Genomic DNA, 21128 nt, shown 5'->3' with positions numbered 1-21128 from the left:
CGTTCCTCCGCATCACTCCCCGTTACTCCGCATTACTACGGAACTGATTCGGAGTAATCCCCTTATACTTTTTGAACACCTGATAGAAATATTTCGTATCATTATACCCGGACTGCAGAGCGATGTCCTCGATCCGCATTCCGGGATCTTTGAATAGCAGACATGCATGCTCTATGCGTATCTTATGCAGGTAATCGGTGAAGCTGATTTTGAGCTGCTGCTTGAACAGCAGGCTTAAATAGCCGGGTGTAATATAGATTTCCCGGGCGACAATCTCGCGGTTGATATCCTTCATGTAATTTTGCCCGATATAGAGCTTGGCTGCTTCCAGCAATTTGTTGCTGTTCTTCTTGGAGGTCAAATGCTCACTGACCAGAAGGGCAGTCTCAAGCAGAGACTGAAAAATGTGATCCAGACTGGAGCGGGACAGAACCTGGATCAGCTCGGTCAGGTTTTGTCCGAACACCTTGTTCACGTTGACGTTATTCTCAATGCATAATTTATACAGCGCGAAGAACAGGGCGAAGCTCGACTTGATCACCTGGTCCCTGGATACCGTTTCGGGCTGAAGGGCCACGTTGAACAGGGTAAGCTTCCCGGCAATTTCTTCAGGGGAGCCGTTCCGGACAACCTTAAGGACCTCCTGCTCCTCATGCAAAGGGTAGGAGGATTGGGAGGCTTCATCATCAAATTCCCCGCTGAACTCCACGATTTTGCCGGTGCCTGTGTAGTTTCTCGTATTCAGCGCCTGGGATGCCTCCAGAAAAGAACGCCGTAAATGCTGAAGATTCTTATCTATACTTCCGATTCCGGCAGAGACCGTGAACCGGAGATAACTCAGGATATTATCCTGAATGATCCGGATATATCCGCTTAATTCCTCATGATCCAGCAGCTCATCCGTATTAAGGATCAGGACAATATCATCCTGATGTTCAAAGGCGATACATACTATCGTCTCCGGAAGGGATTCCTCGCAAATATTCTTCAGCCCGTATTTCAATAGCTCCGTATCCTCATGCAGATATTTCTGCTGCAGCTGCCGGAAATTATCAATCCGCAGCAGAATCACGCCATACAGCAGATAAGGAAATATTAGATTGTTCATCTTCAGGTTGGCCAGCAGCTGCGGATATGCAGGACTCTCGGTGAGAACCAGCTGGCTTAGGGTCTTCTCCTTCAGCAGGGGCAGACTCTCCCGGAAGCCCTGCCGCAGATGCTCCAGCGATTTGATCTCCAGCTTCTCGGATTGAATCTGCTCGGTGATGTCCAGTATTGTATTAAGAATCTCCTGTCTCCGGCTTGGTTTCAGCAGATAGTTGCTGGCCCCGACTCTAATGGCTTGCTGGGCGTAGGCGAAATCATCATACCCGCTCATAATCACTGATTTGATATGGGGATACTTCCCGGAGACAATGGAGATTAACTCCAGACCGTCCATTTGCGGCATCCGGATATCCGTCAGCATGATGTCGACAGGGTGGATACTCAGAATATCCAGCGCTTCCTGGCCGTCTCTGGCCTCGGCAACAATAGTAATTCCGTGCGCCTGCCAGTCGATTAAGGTTCTGATCCCGACACGGGCCCGTTCTTCATCGTCCACGATAATCATATTAAACAAGTGATAATCCCTCCGGTCCTCTACGCTTCTTGTTATGTTCTTAAAATATAAGAATTTATATGCTTCGCATGATAACTTATCCTTCTATTTCTCGCTGAAACGCCCCGTCCTTTAAAGGACGGCGTAGCTGTTTCCACTTATATTCAGCCTAAATATCATTCAAGATAGCCGGAATTATGATCTCCACCCGTGTACCCTCTCCCGGAACGCTGGTGTAATGCAGTGTGAAATCCCCTTTATAGAAATGCTTCAGTCTGGCTTGTACATTCTGCACTGCATAACCTCCGGTATCCCGGGCCGTATAGATATCCGATTCATCCGGCAGGGTGAGAATCTTCTGCAGGGTCTCGCTGCTCATGCCGCCCCCGTTATCTTCAATCACGAACATCAGTTGATCTCCGGTCCGTTGTCCGCTGATACTCACACAGCCGCCGCCGCGTTTACGTTCAATCCCATGAATCAGCGCGTTCTCAATAAAAGGCTGCAGGCTGAGCTTCAGAATGACATAGGGGTGCAGCTCATCAGGGATATCGATCACGAAATCCAGAGAGTCTTTAAATCTCATTTTCTGCAGGGACAGATAGAGCTCGATAAGCTCCTTTTCCTTGGCTACGCTGGTGAAGCTCTTGCCCTGGTTAAGACTTAATCTGAACAATCTGGAGAGGTTGATCACCATCTCACTGATCTTGTCCTGGCCCGCAGCTTCGGCTTCCCAGAAAATCGTATCCAGCATGTTGTACAGAAAATGGGGGTTGATCTGGGACTGCAGCGCCTTGAGCTCCGCTTCCTGCTCTTTAAGCTTGAGCAGATAAGCATCGTCCACCAGCGCCTTAATATTGGCGACCATGTTGTTGTACCCCCGGCTTAACTGGCCGATCTCATCCCAATATTTAATGTTAACCTTCTCTTCGAACTGACCGTTCTGGAAGCGGCGCATCGACAGCAGAAGGGTCTTGATCGGTGCAGTCAGGAATGAGGAGAAAAACATCAGCAGGGGTATACTAAGGAGCAAACTGGCCAGAATCATGATCAGCACAGCCGACTTAATCGAGTTAAGCTCCTCGGTCAACGAACTGAGCGGCACACTGTACAGTGTAATCCAGCCATTGGCATTGATATTATAGTTCAGCAGCGTATCTCCGCCTTGCAGGTTCACGATGGTATAACCGGACAGAATGCCGGCTTCAGCCTGCTTCATCACGAAGTCTACTGCCTTCTTGTCATACGTTTCTTTACCTGCGGCCAGGAGCTGCTTACCGCTCTCATTCAGAATAAGAATGCCGTGGTCCTGATCATAGAGATCCGTCAGATAGGTTCTGCGGATCGTCTCCAGATTAATGCCGACAAATACAAAGCCGATTCTGTTTCCGTTTACAATATCGCGGATAATCCGGGTCATGCCGAGCTTGTCATTGCGGTTGCTCTGAATGAAGACATTATTCTCTTCCGTCAGCGGGAACCAGTAGGAGGCGCCGTTCAGGGCAACGGATTCCTTATAAATATTGTGCGGAGTGATCTTGTCCAGGCTGTAGGCCCCGCTGCTGTCATCGGTGGCAACCTGAAACATGGGTGCGGACAGGCTGCCGTACAGCGCCAGATAATCGAAATTACCGGTCACCAGCATCTGGTTCATCATGGACGCGGTTGGTCCGTTATAGAACTGATCCTCGATCTCGACAGAATCCGGAGTATTGCTTCTTAACGTCTCCTGTACAACGGAAGCCAGGCTGAATACCGTAACCCAGTCGGCAATCGTCTTCTGCATCCGGGAGAGATTGCTGTCAATCTGCTTAAGCACGCTCTGATTGGAGTTGCTTACTTTGTTAATGATCTGTTTTTTTGAGATGGTATACGAATATCCGCCTATAGCAAAAGTTACTGCGGTGATCAGAAGGAAGATAAGAATTGTTATCTTATATCGCAGATTCATATTTAAATAGAAACGCAGCACGGGATCACTAACCTTTTTGTTTTTTATCTTATGCGTATTGCTGCATTTAAACAAGGGTGCCGGAAGAGGAGTCGACAATTTTAAACTTTACTCTCTTTTTCTCTACTGACCCCGGATCAGGTTCTCTGTTACGATGTGGTCACAACAAAGAAGGCGAGCACAATCAACAACAACTAGGGGGAGATTAAATGGTTATGAATACAAAAGCTACACGGAATCTACTGCTGATTACAGCGCTGGCAGCTGTCTCGGTACTCAGTGCATGCGGAGGCAACGATCAGAAGGAGAGTGCAGGCAGTACAAACGGCAACTCCGCAGATCCCGCTGCTGAACAAGTCACACTGCGCGTATTCTCCAACCTTCCGGACCGTAAATCGGGCCAGGGTCTGGCCGAGCAAATGGTGATCGACAACTATACCAAAGAGAATCCTAATGTGAAAATCGAACTCGAAACGCTGGCCGAAGAGCCTTTTAAGAACAAATTAAAGGCCTATATGGCCTCAAATGAAGCGCTGGACATCACTATGGTGCACGGGGGAGCGGAGCTTAATACACTGGTTCAGGCTGGTTATGTGAAAGAGCTGGACCCCGCCGGGTACGAAGGGGAGACCTACAATTTCCTCCCGGGCGTATATAAGTCTTTCACCTTCAATGACAAATTGTACGGATTGCCCCGGAACAGCGACTATGAGGTCATCTACTACAACCAAAAAATATTTGCAGACAATGGCGTAAATGTACCAACAACCTATGCGGAGCTGCTGGATGCAGCCAAACAATTCCGTGACAAAGGCATTGAGCCGATGTCGGTGAACGGTAAAGACCTGTGGAGCTTTGCAGCCTTCTTCCAGGACCTGGTCATTAGAGTGAGCGGAGATCAGAGTCTGATGCTGGATGCGGTGGAGCAGAAGAAGAACTTCACAACCGATGAGAGCTTCATCACGGCGGCCAAGCTGCTGGGTGAGGCAAGAGATGCCAAGCTGTTCCAGGAATCATTCATGACCGCAGACTACGGCGCATCCCAGAATTTATTCACTCAGGGAAAAGCGGCAATGTGGTACATGGGCTCCTGGGAAGCGGGAATGGCTACGAATGAAAGTCTGTCCGAAGACTTCCGCAATAATGTGGCTGTGCTGAAATTCCCGGTAGTGGATGGCGGCAAAGGCAAGGATACAGACCTTCTGGCCTGGAACGGCGGCGGCTATTCACTGGTCAGCAGCTCGAAGCATCCGGAAGAAGCCAAGAAATTCTTCGATTATTTAATGAAAGCAGATCAATGGGCCAAAACCGTCTGGGATACCGGCGCGGCTGTTCCTGCCCAGAAGTATGAGCTGACCGGCACGGAGAGCGGACTGCAGAAACAGCTGACAGATGTTCTTACCGGAGCAACCACTACTGCAGGTTCACTGGGTCTTGATTACGGAACTCCGAAATTTAAGGATGACGGCCAGAATGCGTTCGGCAAGTTCTTCGCCGGCGGATCGACACCTGAAGAGCTGCTCGCAGACCTGCAGAAAGCAGCGGAATCCCAATAACAAATATAGAGAGTGAAAGGGGACGGGGCAGGAATCTTCTTGCCCTTCTCCAATCTTAAGGATGGAGTGAGACTTCCATGCAAAAAGTATTCAACAATAAAATGGCCATCTTCCTGTTCGTCTTCCCGGGAATTCTCTTATTCTCCCTAACCTTTCTGGTCCCGATTGTACTCAGCGGATATTATTCGTTCCGGGATACCCTGGCACCAGGTACGCCTTCTGCATTCATAGGGTTCGCTAACTATACGGAGCTGCTGTTTCACGATACCCGTTTCTGGCTGGCGCTGAGAAATGCCGTCCTGCTGGGTCTGGGCTTCATCTTCATTCAGCATCCGATTGCCATCTTCTTTGCCATTATGCTGGACCGCCTGGGCGGGAAAGCGGAGAAGTGGTTCAGAACGATCTTTTTCATTCCATGCGTGATTTCAGTAGTGGTTATCTCCAAAATGTGGCTGTCGCTGCTCGACCCTACCTTCGGTGCGTTCAACAAACTGCTGGATACACTGGGCCTTGGGTTCCTGAAGCATGCCTGGCTGGGGGATAGCAGTACGGCACTTGTTACGATGCTGTTCATTCTAATCTGGGCCGGATTCGGCTGGGGACTGCTGTTCTATTATGCCGGCCTCAAAGGAATACCGGATGAAATGTATGAAGCCGCTTCCCTCGATGGAGCTTCGGGCTTCAAGCTGCACCTGCGGATCACCGTTCCGCTGCTGTCACCGGTCATTACGGTGCAGATCACACTGGCTATGATTACCGCCTTGAAGCAGATGGAAACCGTGTTCCTGACCACCAACGGCGGTCCCGGCGATTCCACCCAATTCCTGGCTGTGTATCTCTATAACAAAGCATTCTCGGCCAGCCAATACGGCTATGCCAATGCCATTTCGATTCTCTTCATCGTCGTCTGTCTGCTGGCTACCTACCTCAGCAACAAACTTACCCGCAGTGATGCTACGGAATTCTAAGGAGGAAACACCATGACCAAAAGCACTAAAACCATACTATGGGTGTTCTTCCTTTTTGTCGCCCTGGTTCAACTGTTCCCGTTAATCTGGCTGTTGGATTTCTCATTCCTCAGCAGCAATGAATTCTACTCTTCAAGTATCCTGAAATGGCCAAGCGCACCGCAGTGGCAGAATTATATCAATGCCTGGGTAGACGGCAAATTCCTGCGCTATTTCATTAATAGTGCGTTCATTACTACGGTTACAATCCTATTAACGGTTGTGCTATCCTTGACGTTAGGGTATGCGTTTACACGGATGGACTGGAAGTTCCGTTCGGTATTCTTCACCATCATCCTGCTCGGGATTATGATTCCGATCCATGCCACCCTGCTGCCCAACTTCGCGATCTTCAAAGCGCTGGGCTTGACCGATTCCTATCTGGGGCTGATTCTACCCTACACTGCGGTGTCCGTGCCTATGGGGACGTTCATCCTGACCGGGTTCCTGCGGAGTATCCCCAAAGCGCTGGAAGAGTCGGCGATTGTGGACGGGGCGAATATTTACCGGATTGTGTTCCAGATCATCGCACCGCTTACCGCACCTGCTCTGGTAACAGTAGTCGTAACGACTTTCCTGAACTGCTGGAATGAGTTCATTATGGCTTCGACCTTCCTCAGCAAGGATGCACTGAAAACGCTGCCTTTCTCGGTCATGAATTTCGCCGGCCAGTATTCCTCTGATTATGGCTCACAGTTTGCCGTCATGGTGCTGACCTCCATCCCTGCGATTGTCATCTATGCGATCTTTAATGAGCAGATTACGAAGGGCGTTACTGCCGGTGCTGTAAAAGGTTAATATCACACTGCGTATGCTTCCGAAGCGAGTTTTGTACGAAGCAAATTAGGAAGGTTATGCTATCAAAACTTAAGCATATGCTTTCGAAGCGAGTTTTGTACGAAGCAATCACAGGGAAGTAGATGCTCACAAAACTTTTAGGAGGACAACAATGGATCACTTGCTATACGGTGTTGCTTATTACGACGAATACATGCCTTATGACCGTCTGGATGAAGACATCCGGATGATGCAGGAAGCGGGAATCAATACCGTGCGTATTGCCGAGTCCACCTGGAGCACCCATGAACCCCAGAACGGCGTATTTAATTTCAGTCCGGTGACAAGAGTGCTGGATGCGATGCATGCTGCCGGAATTCATGTCATTGTGGGCACGCCGACTTACGCCATTCCTGCGTGGATGGTCAAAGAGCATCCGGATGTGCTGGCTGTAACTGCCAAGGGGGAAGGCCGGTATGGCGCGCGTCAGATTATGGACATTACCCATCCCGTGTATCTGTTCTACGCCGAACGGATCATCCGCAAGCTGATGGCCGTGGTCCACAAGCATCCGGCAGTTATCGGTTATCAGATTGATAATGAAACGAAGCATTATGAGACCGCCGGAGCGAATGTCCAGCTTAAGTTCGTCAAATACATGAGAGAAACCTATGGAACCCTTGAGGCAATCAACCATCAGTTTGGCCTGGATTACTGGAGCAACCGGATCGACAGCTGGGAGGACTTCCCGTCGATGGTTGGCACGATTAACGGCAGTCTGGGTGCGGAATTTGCCAGGTTCCAGCGCGGGCTGGTGAATGAATTTCTGGCGTGGCAGATTGGAATTGTCGGGGAGTATAAGCAGCCGGGGCAGTTCACGACACATAATTTTGATTTTGAATGGAGAGGGCATTCGTTTGGGGTGCAGCCATCAGTGGATCACTTTGCCGCAGCCGCTCCGTTCGACATTGCCGGTGTAGATATCTATCATCCGTCGCAGGACAACCTTACCGGTACGGAGATTTCGTTCGGGGGAGATATGACCCGTTCGCTGAAGCAGGACAACTACTTTGTCCTTGAGACACAGGCGCAGGCTTTTCCTGAGTGGACGCCTTATCCAGGGCAGCTGCGTTTGCAAGCCTTCAGTCATATAGGCTCGGGTGCCTCCATGGTTGCCTACTGGCATTGGCATTCAATTCATAATTCGTTCGAGACCTACTGGAAAGGGCTGCTTAGTCACGACTTCCTGCCTAATCCGGTGTATAAGGAAGCCCGGACGATTGGTGCTGACTTCAAGCGGCTGAGTGATCGGCTGATTGGGCTCAAGAAGACCAGCAAAGTGGCTGTTATGGTCAGCAACGAAGCACTGTCGGCGATCGAGTGGTTCAAGCTGCCCGGCGGCGTGATTTATAACGATGTGGTCCGCTGGATGTATGACGAATTGTACAAGATGAATATCGCCTGCGATTTCATCCAGCCGTCCTGCACACGTTTGAGCGACTATGAGCTGATTGTCGTGCCTGCCCTGTATGCCGTATCTGACGAGGCGCTGCAGCGGCTGAATGAGTATGTGCGCAGTGGTGGTCATGCCGTCTATTCCTTCAAAAGCGGATTCACCGATGAGCAGGTGAAGGTGCGGCATACGGCGCAGCCGGGCGTAATTCATGAGGCCTGCGGAGTGGCTTACAGCCATTTTGCCACGCCTAATGCCTCTGCCGGACTTACCGGCAAGCTGTTCCCGGAGGGGACGGAAGCAGGCGTTCATACCGTCAAAACATGGATGGAAATGCTTGTTCCAGGCTCGGCCGAAGTGCTTGCCAGCTACGATCATCCGCAGTGGGGCGAATATGCGGCGGTTACCAGAAACTCCTTCGGTGACGGTACGGCCACCTATATCGGATGTATGACGGAGCCTGCCGCGCTGGCGATCATCCTGCGGGATACGCTCCAGGTTGCCGGATTGTGGGGCGAAGATCAGCAGCTGTCCTTCCCGTTAATCGTGAAATCCGGTGTGAACCGGCATGGCAGTACCATCCGCTACTACTACAATTATTCGGCGGAGTCCGTGACATTCGAGTATCCGTATGGAGCAGGGCAGGAGCTTTTGTCCGGGAATCCGGTAGCGCATGCTGAGGAGCTGAAGCTGGAGGCTTGGGGCGTATTTATTATTAGTGAAGGTTAATAAATTGCTTTAACTATGAGGAGTAAGTAACGATCCTCCCCATAGGGAGATAGGATGAGGAGGCAGCAATATGGACGTTAAAGATATAGTCTGGGTATCGAGTACAGAGAGTGAGCCTTGGGTGTCCCGAAGCGTGGAAAGTGCAGCAGCAGAAGGCGCGGCGGATCTGGCGTTCACCGGAGAAATCCATCAGAACATTGAAGGGTTCGGCGGCTGCTTCAACGAGCTTGGGTTCGAGGCGCTGAACCTGCTGGCTGCAGAAGACAGAAGCGCGGTGCTGCACTCGCTTTTCCATCCGGAAGGGGATCATAAATTCAGTATTTGCCGGCTGCCAATCGGGGCGAGTGACTATGCGCTTGAATGGTACAGCCTGAATGAAACCGACGGCGATTACGCCATGGAGCATTTCTCCATCGAACGGGACCGCAAGTACCTGATTCCGTACATCCGGGAGGCGCTGAAGCTGAATCCGGAGCTGAAATTATTCGCCTCGCCCTGGAGTCCGCCCACCTGGATGAAGTTCCCCCGGGCTTATAATTACGGCACGCTGCGCTGGGAGAAGGAGATTCTGGAGGCATATGCTTTATATTTTGTGAAGTTTGTACAGGCGTATGCCGGGGAAGGCATCACCATCCATCAGGTTCATGTGCAGAACGAAGTGGTTGCGGATCAGAAATTCCCCTCCTGCGTATGGACGGGCGAGCAATTACGTGAATTTATCCGTGACTATCTGGGACCGGCTTTTGAACAGCATGGCCTGGATACAGAGATTTGGCTGGGTACGATTAATGCGCCGGAGCCATGGGATGAGTGGATGAAGCAGAAGGATAGCGGATTCGATGCCTATGCGCACACGGTGTTAAGCGATCCTGAAGCATACAAATATGTACAAGGCGTTGGCTACCAGTGGGCGGGCAAATATGGCATTCAGCGTACGGTGCAGGCTTATCCTGAACTGCGCTACATGCAGACCGAGAATGAGTGCGGGGATGGGGAGAACACCTGGTTTTATGCCAAATATGTGTTTAACCTGTACCAGCATTACTTCACCAATGGCGTGAACGCCTATATCTACTGGAACATGGTGCTTCAGCCAAAGGGGCGCAGTACCTGGGGATGGGAGCAAAACTCCATGATTACTGTAGATCCGGATGAACCGAAGGCCGTGCATAATCCCGAGTTCTACGTCATGAAGCATTTCGCCCATTTCATTGGCCCCGGCTCCCGCAGAATCGGACTGAAGGGCAGATGGACAGGCAATGCACTGGCATTCGGGACGCCGGAAGGCAGACAGGTGCTGGTGATCGCGAATCCGTTCAAGGAAGCAAGAACGATTCTTTTGGCTAACGATGAGACGCATTATAAGCTGAAGCTGGATGCGGAATCTTTTAATACCATTATTCTGTAAAATAGACTAACATGACTCCATCCGCCGTCATTTCAAAGCAGCTGACGGCGGATACCCCTTCATGCTTTTGAACACATTGCTGAAGTACGCCACATCATGATATCCGCAGTGCTCCGCCACCTCAGACACATTGAACCCGCCCGCAGACAGAATCATCTCGGCATTATTGACCCTGACCCTGTTCAGGAATTCTTTGCAGGTGGAGCCGGTATTCTGTTTGAACAGCTTACCCAGGTAGACGGGATTCAGTCCGATCCACTCCGCCAGAGCTTTAATCGTAACCTCCTCCGCATAGTGATCCATGATATAAGCCATGACTTTATGGATTCTCGGATCAAGCAGCGGCGTTTCCTGATGATGGGTAATATTAAGAAGGCGGTAGACAATCAGCTGGAAGATGGCCCGGGCCTTCATTCTATAAAAAGGCTGGCCGCCCATCCAGTTATGCGAGAACTCCCTGATATCATCGAGGATTTCCTTGGTCATCCGGTTCTTGGTTACGGTCTCAAACGGCAGGTGTACATGATTATCCGCCCCCGTCCAGAAGAAGTTGAACGCAAAGGAATGCATGGGTGCCTCGGCAAAGGTATGGGCTTCCCTTACACTGCCGGAAGGGACATAGAGCATATCTCCGGCTTCTACAGAGAATTTCTCCCCGTTAATGAAGTAATCCGCTTTGCCTTCCACAATGAACGACAGATCATGGAAATCTATGGTGCTGCTGATAATCTCCCAGTCGGCAAAGGATCTGCGGTCCACAAACAGAAAGACATCCGGCACAAGGTGCTCGTATTTGTGGATGTCCATGACGATCCTCCTTCCTTGCAGCTGAAGCGCTGATAAACACCAACCTATCTTATCATCTTTATAAGCTGAACTTAAGAGTGATGTAAGCCGGATGCTTAAGATCACAAAACTCCAAATGGTATCGGGTACAATATGCTGGTGCGGTGTATCAAGGGGAATGATAGATAAGAGATTATCAATTGTAGGCTCCGCAATTTCCTGCTATACTTTTTGCATGTTATTGGATAGGGGGTTACACTGATGGCAACGAATTGCTCATTAGCTAGGAAGTCCTCATGCAGAGCCTGATCTGGGGCGATACTTTGCGTGGGGTGCGGCAGGAAGATCTTGATCGCCCAAACTGATTTTATCGTTTCTAATTAGCAGGCTCTGCACCTTATTGGATTGACCAATATGAATAAGGGGCTGAAGAGCTGTGACTACAACATTTATTAGAAACCATCAATATAATTATATTAAGAAACAATCGGATTTCGTGCTCAAAACACTACGGTCTGTAGCAGATCGCCGTGTCCTGGAGACCGTTCGGTACAGTGCTGAGGTGAATGTGACGGAGGCGTTTTCTTCGCTGACCACCGAGCAGGAGCAGATGCTGAGGCCTATCTCCACCCTGGAGAAAGCCGAGGATTTCCAGCAGTATATCAGCGGCTTCGAGCCTTATCTGGAGCCATTTCCGCCGATTACACTGAAGCAGATTCAGAAGCTGTTTCCCAAGAATAAGAAGATGAAGCTACCTGATCTTGCATCGTTTGATTTCCGTTATGTAACGTATCTGGCCTGGGCAGACATTGCCACGAATAAGCTGTTCATTGTCTATCCGTACGAAGGACAATTCATCGGTGTAGAGGGCAGAATAATACCGACCCACAAGAAAGGCTATTGCCTGTTCTGCAACCGACAGCAGGATCTTGCCTTCCTTACAGTCAAGACCAAACCTGAGCTTGCTTCAGCCGATAACATTGCTTCTGTGGGGCAATACGTCTGCATAGATAATCATGGATGTAATCAGAGTATCACCAATATAAGCTCGCTGGAGAGGTTCGTGCTCTCGGTGCAGAAATAGCATGATATAGCTGCAAAGGGACTGCCCATAGGAATACGGGTCAGTCCCTTTGTCTTAGTCCATGCCTCCAGCACTTGCATGGCTTACTTAGATGGCTGCTTTGCACTAAACCACTTACCCGTTTCATCGTCAGCGCAATCGGCTAAGTGATAGACACCATCGACATTTGTGATACTGCTGCACAGAGTATTTGCCTGCAATTTATCTCCATTTTCATCCTCGCTGTTGTCATAGGTATAACTGATTTTTTTCTGATCCCGTTTATATTCAAGCGTGTGGAAGATAGGATCTCCTTCATCTGTATATTTTGCGATTTTAACAGTGGCATCCTGACCATTGTTGTAATTTTCCACGAATTGTTCGAAATACGTATAGTTAATAATCTCACCTTGAACATATACAACATAACCTTTCTTTGCAGCCGCTTCATAATGCATTGAATTTGAGCAAGCTACTATAATTAACGACATCAGCAACATATATATACATACTCTTAACATCTTCATTCTGTAGCCCTCCATTAAACCGTTTAACAAAAAGACGATAGAACGTCAAAGAATGTTTCTGACGTTCTACCGTAAAATTGTACTAATTTATCCTATTCCAAATTCAAATCTGTTAGTGCTCTGACTTCTTTTAGTTCCTCTTGATCTACGGCAGCAGGAATCAATGAACCATTAGCTTCATCAATTTCAAATTTCCCTTGATAGGCACCTGTAACTACATATGTTCCTTGTGCTTCGGGGATGGGTCCTTCATATTTCTCCAAATAAACTATAGCTTTATCTCCAATTTTCAAAACACTTGAATCCTCGAACACATATTCCGTATTGTTGTAATTACCACCAGTTTCCAGAATATTCACTGTGTCAATGGAACCGCCTTTATAATGTTCATTTACATTGGCATTTGATACGGTAAATATTACACCCTCATATTCAAAAGATTTAGAATCATTCACCTCAACTTCATAAATAGCATCTGAACCATAAGTGAGTTTAGACACTGTATTGAAATTTTCGGCCAGGTCTCCATGATATTCTACAACCTCTTTTGGGGAAGCTGTAGAAGTTACTTTATCCGTTACATTATCTGTTTTATTGTAACTCGACTCTGCGTTAGTAAGCGTTTTGTTATCGTTAACAACCATTACAACTCCCAATAATAATACAACTGTAATTATTGAATAAAAATATTTGTTTCTGAATTTTCTCATAATAACCTCCATTAATATAGGGACTGAACCCCTTGAATATCGTCAAGCTGTGGAGTTACAACTACTCTTCCATCTTCGAATGTGCACATTAAAGTCCAGGTGTTTGTAGTATGACCTAATCCAAAGACATGTCCTAATTCATGTCCAAAGACTCCTTCTCGTGTCACTGCACTCATACTACCCATGTAATATCTGTTTGCTCTTACCTCATCTAAATAGTCGTAACTGCTAAAATTGACATGATGATGAGACGTCTCAGCATTCCAGCCTGTATTACCGTAATCATTATCTGAGAACTGTATTTCATTATAGGTGGGTGCAACAGCGGTATATGAGGCTCCCACGGCACCAGCCCAGTCGTTCATTGCTGCTGCAGCTGGACCACTATAATTAGCCGATAATATCGAATAATACGTAAAGTTCATATCCGGAAACGGGTTTGCATTAGCAGAATAGGTATAAGCAAAAGTGCTGGATGGTAATACTGCAAAAAATATGAGAAGGGTACACACTATTGGAGCTATTTTTTTCATATTCTATTTCTCCTTTTATTATGTGGTAGCTTAAGAAAACTAACAGCGCTGTAAATCAAGTATATCATCCTAAAATAATATATATATGATATTATTTTCCTATTAATTTCGAAAATTTTCAATCTTTTATAACAATAAAATGAAAATTTAGTATTTTATTGTCTAAAAATGTTTCTTTATCTCTGGAAAGGTAGCATCATTGATGGTACAAGTTACTATACCTGCTATGTCTCCTCAAGGAGTTACGCCCCGGCCTGCTCCACCTCTGCATGAATTCCTTGCTGCTCATCAGCATTACTGCTGATTAAGCCTCTCCGCCCGATCAGAGTTACCGCCAGAATAGCCGCTCCGGAGGCCAGCAGAATAATGGACCCTGGAATCCAGTCAAGCAGCACTCCATAGAGCAGCATGCCCAGCGGAGCGATGGAACCGGCGATACCTTCAACCAGCCCGAATACCCGCCCGCGATACTCTTCTTCTATATTCTGCTGTAAGTACACTTGAATCGGAATATTGATGATCATAATGACGACACCGACCAGAATCAATAGCGGCAGGAAGAAAAAGAAGGTAACGGCAGCGGTGAAATGAAGCAGCAGCGGAAGCGCCATCGCAAGGAACAGCAGCCCCAGTGCGCCTAGACCTCCGATAATTGTATTTACCGGATTGTTGCTCTGGCGGAGAACGGTGAGGAGCAGGGACATCAGCAGCATGCCCGCTGCCAGCATGGCTTCAAGTATACCGTATTGCTTCGAAGACAGCCCCAGGGTCTGTACGGCCACAAAGGGCAGCACAATATTCAGCGCGACTACAAAGAAATTAATCCAGAACACGATAATTAGGAGGGAGCGGATAACGGGACGGCGGATTACATAGGAGAAGCCTTCTTTCAGATTCGTACGGACCTCAGCAGCAACGTTGCCCAGGCGTTCGCGGAAGGGCGGATTCCCGGTTTCGGCAGGCCCATCTGTAAGCCTAGCTTCAGATAAGGCTTCCGGAGCAGGTTTAAACTTCAGCATGCAGCCCATCACGGTCGAGATGGTAAGCCCTGCCGCGTTCAGCAGCATGAATTCTTCAAGCGGGAGGAAGGCGTAGAGCATACCGGCGAGAATGGGAGCCAGCAGGTGGCCGACAGAACTGGCAATTTGATTCAGGGACCCGGTACGCTGGATGGAATCACGGTCAACGAGCATCATCATGGAAGAGGAGGCGGAGATACTGTAGAAGGTAGCGCAGATTGACAGAAGGATCAGTGAGATATAAATCGGTAAGAGGGACATACCCTCAATGGAGACGGCGGCAAAGGAAAGCAGCATAATTAAGACACTTGCAGCATCTGAGCCGATCAGCAGCTTGCGGCGGTTCACCATATCGGCCACCACGCCGGCGAAGGGCGACAGAATAATACTGGGCAGCATACCGCACAGCAACGTAACCGCAAAGCTGCTTCCTGAACCGGTGAGCTGCAGAATATACAGGCCGACAACAAAGGTGTACATACTCGAGCCGAGAACAGAAGCGAATTTTCCGCTGAAGAAAAGAATGATATTGCGGTTGGATGCTGCTGACACCGGCGTTGGTTCAGACATTACAAGCACTCCCTTTTCCGAAAGTTAAATTATATTAAACTTATTGTAGAGGCTGGATCTGATTATTGCAACAAAAAGTTTAATTATATTTAACTTTTTCCATGATGCGGCTTTTTCTCGCTTGAATATTAGGCTATACTGGAAGAAAAGCAACCAAAGAAAGTTGGCACAGCAGATGACGACTAAACTGACAATCGGTGACAAAGTCAAACAAATGCGTAAAGCCAAGGGCCTTACGCAGACTGACCTGGCCGGAGAACATATGACCAAAAGCATGCTTAGCCAAATCGAGAACGGACGGGCGTTGCCTTCGATGAATACGCTGCAATTCCTTGCCGGGCGGCTGGGCACAGATGCGGGTTATTTCCTGGAGGGCGAGCACGAAGCGGAGCTGGGCCCGCTGGTCCGTAAGATCGAGCAGCAGTACAAGGCGAAGCAGTATAAGGAGATTGTCGCGGAAATCCAGCCGCTGATGAAGGACACGCTTCCGATGGCAGTGGATGCCGCACGGCTGATGGAGTTTTATGTGGGCTCCTGTTACCATACCGGAACAGAGGGCGGAGAAGAAGGTATTGAACGGGCCGTTGAAATCTATGAGCGTTTCGGTTTATTTGTAGAGCGTGCCAAGATTCAGTATTTGGCATATGCTTTAATGTTTGCCAAGAGCAGATACCAGGATGGCCTGGAGCTGATTCGCCGTGTCCGTAAGGAATATGTGAGCAATAAGGTAGGCAACGATTTTTTATTTGAAATCGATCTTTATTATGCGGAAAGTGTTACGTTGTCTGCACTGGCAGATTACTCCGGCAGCCGGGAAGCTGCCTTGGCGGCACTTAAGCTGTCGCACGAAGAAGGAGTCTACTCATTGTCTGATCATCTGTACCGTCTACTCTCCCATCTGGCCCTGCTTCACAATGATCTTGAGCAGGCAGAGGCATATTTAAGCAAGGCAAAGCTGTTCGCACAGTTCACAGAAGCTGCGGAATCACTGGAGCTGGTACACCTGGGCGAAATCAGACTGGCTCTTGCCAAGCAGAGTTACGGGGAAGTGCTGACGTTGGCGGAGAATTATCCGGCGAAAGACAGCCAGTTCATGCCTTTTGTCCATATGATGACGGGGACCGCGCTCTACCATCTGGAGAGGGATGAAGAGGCACTGGCGGACTTGTCCAAAGTAGTCTTGAACGACCAGGTCTATCATCCGCTTGACCGGGTCGACCTGCTCACTGCCTATGCATACAAAGCGAAGATATTCGCGAAGCAAGGCCTGATGGAGGAAGCCCGCTATGAGGTAGAGCTTGCCTATGATCAGGTGAAGGATTATCCGCCTTCCGAATATGCGGACTTAATTAGACAGACCTACCACGAGCTGTATAATGCCCAGTAAAAAACCAACCGTGCAGCTTCCCGCACGGTTGGTTTTGCTTGTGAACTATTGGTTCAACTATAAATCTTTAGAGAAAAGGAATTACTAAAGAGACTAACGAAAAGCGAAAAGAAGCGGAGGGGAAATTTGGAACTCTAGGAGCGATAGCGACCGCCTTTGTCACCGGATTTCAACCGCGAACAGCGGATTAGATCAAGAAATCTGGTGACAACAGCGGCCGGAAGTCCAAATGTTCACCGCAGGGACGAGTAAGCTTCAAGCCAAACTCTTAAGTACCCCTCCTTTACTCTAATCATTTCAGGCTCAAGCAATAATGAACACCCTATTTGGCACTCCACAGCTCCACGCGGTCCTGCACGTATTTGGTGTAGCCTGCTTCCATTTTCTTAACGCCGGCTTTCTCGAGGTCGGCCATGTAGTCATCCCAGATTTTATCGAATTCAGCCGGTTTGGCCAGAATAGCCTGCGGGATGCGTTTCCACGTAATATCTCTCATTTTATTGCCCAGAATGGAGACTTCATCTTCACCGGGGAGGGCAATGTTCCAGGCTGCCCCGTACGCTTTCTCAGCGAACTCCTCCTCTTTAGGGAACAGATCCTTCCAGGTAGTGGCATTGTAAGCTGCCAGCGTTTCTTTCTCGACGTCGCTGTAACCGAGCACCAGCTGCTCAGGGAAGTTCTTGGTGTAATAGTTGCCGGTAGAATCCTTGGCTCCGTCGCCATAGTGAACCATCATATTCCAGTAGAAGCCGATGCCGGTCTCCTTCGTGAAGGCCGTGTTATCATTGTTAATGCGGTCCTGCACTTCGGCAGGGACAACGCGTTTGCCGTTCTCTACTACATAATGTTTGCCCTCAATGCCCCAGTTGTTCAGGATCTGTCCTTCATCGGAAGCCAGGTAATCCAGGAACTTAATCGTCCGGACCGGATCAGGGTTGGTGGTCGAGATGGAGATTCCGTAGCCGCCCATGAAGCCGGTAGGCCAGAAGCTGGTTTCTTTGTATTCACTGGTCAAGGTCACAGGATAATGGCCGTAGGTTTGATCGAATTTACCGGCAGTCTTCAGAGCCTGCTGCGCGTCATTGTAGTCCCAATCCTGGTCAATCAGGCCAAGCACACGTCCAGTGGCCACTTTCGCTTTGTACTGGTCGTATTTCTGCACGAAGCTTTCTTTATCCAGCAGGCCAATGTCATTCATATGGTTCAGCCAGCGGAAATATTCTTTCTCTTCGGGACGGCGGAAGTGGTAGATCGCTTCATGCGTCTCCTGATCAATGAAATATTCCCCGTCATCGGAACCGCCGGTAGTCGCCACTGCAGGATTGGTTACGGAAATGTACATATGCCAGTCATCTGCGTTCAGCGATACGCCGATATTCTTGTTGCCGTTCTCATCGGTCGGGTGTTTCTCCAGGTAGGCCTTGATTACATTCTCATAATCCTGTACCGTCTTGATCTCCGGATATCCGGCTTCCTTCAGCACCCTGTGCTGCAGCTCAAAGCCTCCGCCGGCAACGAATTTCTTCTCATTCACAGCAGCCCAGGTAGGGATGGCATAGATGGACTGGTCTTCGTTCGTGTATTTGGCCCGGGCCAGATTGTCTCCAAGCACCCGCTTGATATTAGGCGCGTATTTGTCGATCAGTTCGGTCAGGTCAATGACAGCGCCGGCATCCACCAGCTTCCCGATATCCGCTTTGGCCGAGATGATGTCGGGATATTCCCCGCCGGCAGCAATCAGCGCGATCTTCTGCTGCGGATCGCCTACGGCGAATTCGGCATCGAGAGTGACGCCTGTTTTCTCCGTAAGGACGGTACTGACTTCATCCTTCATATTATTCCAGTTCGGATTGGGATCTTCCGCGAAGAAGGAAAGTGTCAATGGACTTAAATCTTCGGCTGCTGCCGTAGCTTCTGCTGTGGCCGCCGCATTAGTGCTATTGGTAGCTTCAGTACCGGTATTCCCAGCCGTATTCTTGCTGTTATTATTGCCCCCGCCGCAGCCGGCCAGTACACTGAGCAGCAAGGTCAAGACCATTAGCGCCACATACGGTTTCGCTGTCTTTCTTGTCATGAATAGAAACCCTCCCTTTGTCTGGTGAGAACATATTGTATACACAGGCGTCAGCCTGATGATACCGGTGAGCGGACTAGCTTTTGACCGAGCCCAGCGTCATGCCTTTGACGAAGTAGCGCTGCAGGAACGGATAAACAATCAGAATAGGTACGGTGACAACAATCGTGATTGCCATTTTGACCGATTCCGGGGAGATCTGCGCCATCACTTCGGTCATATTCCGGCCACGGAAGTTATCCGCATTGGTGGTGGTGCTCTGAATGACCTTCATCAGCTCAAACTGCAGCGTCGTCAGTGCGTCATTCGAGCCGTTATACAGGTAGGTGTCAATCCAGGCATTCCACTGGCCGACAGCCAGGAACAGGGCGATGGTTGCCAGCGCAGGTTTGGTCAGCGGCAGAATCACCCGCCAGTAGATGGTGAAGTCATTGGCCCCGTCCAGCTTGGCAGATTCCTGCAGGGCGTAAGGCAGGCCGTCGATGAAGGAGCGGATGACGAACACATTAAATGCACTGACCAAGCCGGGCAGGACATACACGCCGAAGGTGCCCATCATATGCAGATTCTTGATCAGAATATAGAAGGGAATCAGTCCACCGGATACGTACATCGTCAGCGCCAGAAAGGTGGAGACGAACCTGCGGCCCTGAAAGTCCGCCCGGCTTAAGGTGAAGGCCAGCATCGAGGCGCTAATCAGTCCGAGCAGGGTTCCGATAAGGGTACGCAGGACAGAGATCTTGAATCCGGTAATGAGACCGGAGAAGGCGAAGATCGTCTCATAGTTCTTGAAGGTGAACATCCGGGGGTAGACCGTAATCCCGCCCTTGATGCTATCCGTGGAGTCATTGAATGAAATCGCCAGCACATTGAGAAAAGGGTACAGTGTGGCCACAGTCACCACCGTAATCGCAATATAGACTACCAAATCGAAGATGCGGTCCGACCAGGACGCGGCGGCCAGTTTTTTGATCAGCATAAGGGCCTCCTAAATGATGCTTTCCTTGGTTATTTTTTTGAAGATACCATTGGCCGTAAACAGCAGAATCACACTGACCACCGAGTTGAAAATATTAATGGCCGTCCCGAAGGAGAACCGTCCCATACCGAGCCCGTAGTTCAGCGCATATAAATCCAGTGTCTGCGAATAGTCGCGTACCAGATTGTTGCCGAGCAGGAATTGCTTCTCGAACCCGATGCTGATGAGATGGCCGATGGAAATGATCAGCAGGATGACGATCGTCGCCCGGATGCCCGGCAGTGTAATGTTCCGCACCTGCTGCAGCCGGCTTGCCCCGTCCACTCTGGCGGCTTCATACAGCTCAGGGCCGATCCCCGATATTGCGGCGAGATAGATGATTGTGTTCCAGCCCGTTTCCTTCCAGACATCAGAGGCGGTCACGATTCCCCAGAACAGATTGCCTTTGGCCATGAACTGGACCGGTTCACTAATAATATGGAGACTCAGCAGCAGGTCATTCACTGCGCCGTTGTCGGTGGAGAGCATCTTGGTAATGATCCCGGCGGCTACCACCCAGGACACAAAGTGGGGCAGATAAGACACCGTCTGGACGAACCGTTTCAGCACCTGCAATCTAACCTCATTCAGGAGAATGGCGAACAGGATAGGAATGATGAATCCGGCCAGCAGCCCCATGAGGCTCATCGCCAGAGTGTTGCGCAGGGCATTGAAGAATTGCTCATCCTGGAAGAGCTCCCTGAAATACTGCAGGCCGACCCATTTCTGCTCAAAAAAGGATTTGCCCGGCTTGTACTTCTGGAAGGCCATCATCCATCCCCATAACGGCAGATAGCTGAAGACAAAGGCCCACAGGACAAAAGGAACCGCCATCATATAGAGATATTTCTGCTGCCGGAATTTGGCCCAGAAGCGTGAAGCGGGTTTCTTGAGCTCCGGCTTCATTGCGGGGGTAATCGCTTTCATTTATGTCCCTCCTTCGATATGGCTTTATCATAA

Annotated in this window: 17 protein-coding genes; 7 read left to right on the top strand and 10 right to left on the bottom strand. The window is 49.3% G+C overall.

The genetic code is table 11. From position 1 onward, the window contains the following. Positions 1–22: 22 nt before the first annotated feature. A complete protein-coding gene (locus tag NSU01_RS24660) occupies positions 23–1612 on the bottom strand; it encodes a response regulator (protein WP_256703898.1) in 1590 nt (529 codons plus the stop codon). A 157-nt stretch (positions 1613–1769) separates the two neighbouring features. Continuing rightward, the gene (locus tag NSU01_RS24655) at positions 1770–3572 is read right to left on the bottom strand and encodes a sensor histidine kinase (protein ID WP_076244626.1); all 1803 of its coding nucleotides are present in this window, start codon (positions 3570–3572) and stop codon (positions 1770–1772) included. 188 nt (positions 3573–3760) lie between these two features. Here NSU01_RS24655 and NSU01_RS24650 point away from each other — a divergent pair, with 188 nt between their 5' ends. The 5 genes from NSU01_RS24650 (at position 3761) to NSU01_RS24630 (ending at position 10481) form a co-directional block, all read left to right on the top strand. Continuing rightward, positions 3761–5107: an extracellular solute-binding protein gene (locus tag NSU01_RS24650; RefSeq protein WP_076244628.1), complete on the top strand. Its 1347-nt coding sequence runs from the start codon at positions 3761–3763 to the stop codon at positions 5105–5107. A gap of 77 nt (positions 5108–5184) precedes the next feature. Further along, the gene (locus NSU01_RS24645) at positions 5185–6075 is read left to right on the top strand and encodes a sugar ABC transporter permease (RefSeq protein WP_039306468.1); all 891 of its coding nucleotides are present in this window, start codon (positions 5185–5187) and stop codon (positions 6073–6075) included. Positions 6076–6087: 12 nt separating this feature from the next. Continuing rightward, positions 6088–6912, top strand: coding sequence for a carbohydrate ABC transporter permease (locus NSU01_RS24640; protein ID WP_042138900.1), 825 nt, complete (start codon positions 6088–6090; stop codon positions 6910–6912). 151 nt (positions 6913–7063) lie between these two features. Then, positions 7064–9073 carry a beta-galactosidase gene (locus tag NSU01_RS24635; RefSeq protein WP_076244630.1) on the top strand — a complete coding sequence of 670 codons (2010 nt, stop codon included), beginning with the start codon at positions 7064–7066 and terminating at the stop codon, positions 9071–9073. Positions 9074–9143: 70 nt separating this feature from the next. Beyond that, positions 9144–10481 (top strand): glycosyl hydrolase, encoded by a 1338-nt coding sequence (locus NSU01_RS24630; RefSeq protein ID WP_076244632.1) that lies wholly within the window; start codon positions 9144–9146, stop codon positions 10479–10481. Positions 10482–10508: 27 nt separating this feature from the next. Here the strand turns inward: NSU01_RS24630 and NSU01_RS24625 are convergent, their stop codons facing one another. Further along, the gene (locus NSU01_RS24625) at positions 10509–11288 is read right to left on the bottom strand and encodes a helix-turn-helix domain-containing protein (protein ID WP_083705559.1); all 780 of its coding nucleotides are present in this window, start codon (positions 11286–11288) and stop codon (positions 10509–10511) included. A 415-nt stretch (positions 11289–11703) separates the two neighbouring features. On the opposite strand from NSU01_RS24625, the gene NSU01_RS24620 reads away from it, so the two are divergent. Beyond that, positions 11704–12351 (top strand): FusB/FusC family EF-G-binding protein, encoded by a 648-nt coding sequence (locus NSU01_RS24620; protein WP_076244634.1) that lies wholly within the window; start codon positions 11704–11706, stop codon positions 12349–12351. An 83-nt stretch (positions 12352–12434) separates the two neighbouring features. Here NSU01_RS24620 and NSU01_RS24615 read toward each other — a convergent pair whose 3' ends face one another. From NSU01_RS24615 to NSU01_RS24600, 4 genes are all read right to left on the bottom strand, one after another. Next, positions 12435–12857 carry a DUF4362 domain-containing protein gene (locus NSU01_RS24615; RefSeq protein ID WP_052421980.1) on the bottom strand — a complete coding sequence of 141 codons (423 nt, stop codon included), beginning with the start codon at positions 12855–12857 and terminating at the stop codon, positions 12435–12437. Positions 12858–12949: 92 nt separating this feature from the next. Further along, the gene (locus NSU01_RS24610) at positions 12950–13567 is read right to left on the bottom strand and encodes a hypothetical protein (RefSeq protein ID WP_042138896.1); all 618 of its coding nucleotides are present in this window, start codon (positions 13565–13567) and stop codon (positions 12950–12952) included. Positions 13568–13578: 11 nt separating this feature from the next. Next, complete coding sequence (locus NSU01_RS24605) at positions 13579–14100, bottom strand: matrixin family metalloprotease (protein WP_042138895.1); 522 nt, start codon at positions 14098–14100, stop codon at positions 13579–13581. A 242-nt stretch (positions 14101–14342) separates the two neighbouring features. Beyond that, on the bottom strand, positions 14343–15689 hold the full coding sequence (locus tag NSU01_RS24600; protein WP_076244636.1) for an MFS transporter: 1347 nt from the start codon (positions 15687–15689) through the stop codon (positions 14343–14345). Positions 15690–15864: 175 nt separating this feature from the next. Between NSU01_RS24600 and NSU01_RS24595 the strand changes: the two genes are divergently transcribed. Next, positions 15865–17076 (top strand): helix-turn-helix transcriptional regulator, encoded by a 1212-nt coding sequence (locus NSU01_RS24595; protein WP_042138893.1) that lies wholly within the window; start codon positions 15865–15867, stop codon positions 17074–17076. Positions 17077–17398: 322 nt separating this feature from the next. Here NSU01_RS24595 and NSU01_RS24590 read toward each other — a convergent pair whose 3' ends face one another. From NSU01_RS24590 to NSU01_RS24580, 3 genes are all read right to left on the bottom strand, one after another. Then, positions 17399–19150, bottom strand: coding sequence for an ABC transporter substrate-binding protein (locus tag NSU01_RS24590; RefSeq protein WP_042138892.1), 1752 nt, complete (start codon positions 19148–19150; stop codon positions 17399–17401). A gap of 76 nt (positions 19151–19226) precedes the next feature. After that, positions 19227–20129 (bottom strand): carbohydrate ABC transporter permease, encoded by a 903-nt coding sequence (locus NSU01_RS24585; RefSeq protein WP_039306448.1) that lies wholly within the window; start codon positions 20127–20129, stop codon positions 19227–19229. Positions 20130–20138: 9 nt separating this feature from the next. Further along, entirely contained in the window at positions 20139–21095 is a 957-nt protein-coding gene (locus NSU01_RS24580) for an ABC transporter permease subunit (protein ID WP_039306445.1), read from the bottom strand. Positions 21096–21128: the final 33 nt, after the last annotated feature.

Source organism: Paenibacillus sp. FSL H8-0259 (assembly GCF_037963255.1).
Lineage (GTDB): Bacteria > Bacillota > Bacilli > Paenibacillales > Paenibacillaceae > Paenibacillus_AQ > Paenibacillus_AQ phytohabitans.
Note: the sequence above shows the minus strand (reverse complement) of the source record. Positions and strands in the feature narration are given on the sequence as shown.

Coding starts and splice junctions, on each gene's coding strand:
- NSU01_RS24660 (WP_256703898.1), bottom strand. CDS start 1,612: ATGATTATCGTGGACGATGAAGAACGGGCCCGTGTCGGGATCAGAACC.
- NSU01_RS24650 (WP_076244628.1), top strand. CDS start 3,761: ATGGTTATGAATACAAAAGCTACACGGAATCTACTGCTGATTACAGCG.
- NSU01_RS24645 (WP_039306468.1), top strand. CDS start 5,185: ATGCAAAAAGTATTCAACAATAAAATGGCCATCTTCCTGTTCGTCTTC.
- NSU01_RS24640 (WP_042138900.1), top strand. CDS start 6,088: ATGACCAAAAGCACTAAAACCATACTATGGGTGTTCTTCCTTTTTGTC.
- NSU01_RS24635 (WP_076244630.1), top strand. CDS start 7,064: ATGGATCACTTGCTATACGGTGTTGCTTATTACGACGAATACATGCCT.
- NSU01_RS24630 (WP_076244632.1), top strand. CDS start 9,144: ATGGACGTTAAAGATATAGTCTGGGTATCGAGTACAGAGAGTGAGCCT.
- NSU01_RS24625 (WP_083705559.1), bottom strand. CDS start 11,288: ATGGACATCCACAAATACGAGCACCTTGTGCCGGATGTCTTTCTGTTT.
- NSU01_RS24615 (WP_052421980.1), bottom strand. CDS start 12,857: ATGAAGATGTTAAGAGTATGTATATATATGTTGCTGATGTCGTTAATT.
- NSU01_RS24610 (WP_042138896.1), bottom strand. CDS start 13,567: ATGAGAAAATTCAGAAACAAATATTTTTATTCAATAATTACAGTTGTA.
- NSU01_RS24605 (WP_042138895.1), bottom strand. CDS start 14,100: ATGAAAAAAATAGCTCCAATAGTGTGTACCCTTCTCATATTTTTTGCA.
- NSU01_RS24600 (WP_076244636.1), bottom strand. CDS start 15,689: ATGTCTGAACCAACGCCGGTGTCAGCAGCATCCAACCGCAATATCATT.
- NSU01_RS24595 (WP_042138893.1), top strand. CDS start 15,865: ATGACGACTAAACTGACAATCGGTGACAAAGTCAAACAAATGCGTAAA.
- NSU01_RS24590 (WP_042138892.1), bottom strand. CDS start 19,150: ATGACAAGAAAGACAGCGAAACCGTATGTGGCGCTAATGGTCTTGACC.
- NSU01_RS24585 (WP_039306448.1), bottom strand. CDS start 20,129: ATGCTGATCAAAAAACTGGCCGCCGCGTCCTGGTCGGACCGCATCTTC.
- NSU01_RS24580 (WP_039306445.1), bottom strand. CDS start 21,095: ATGAAAGCGATTACCCCCGCAATGAAGCCGGAGCTCAAGAAACCCGCT.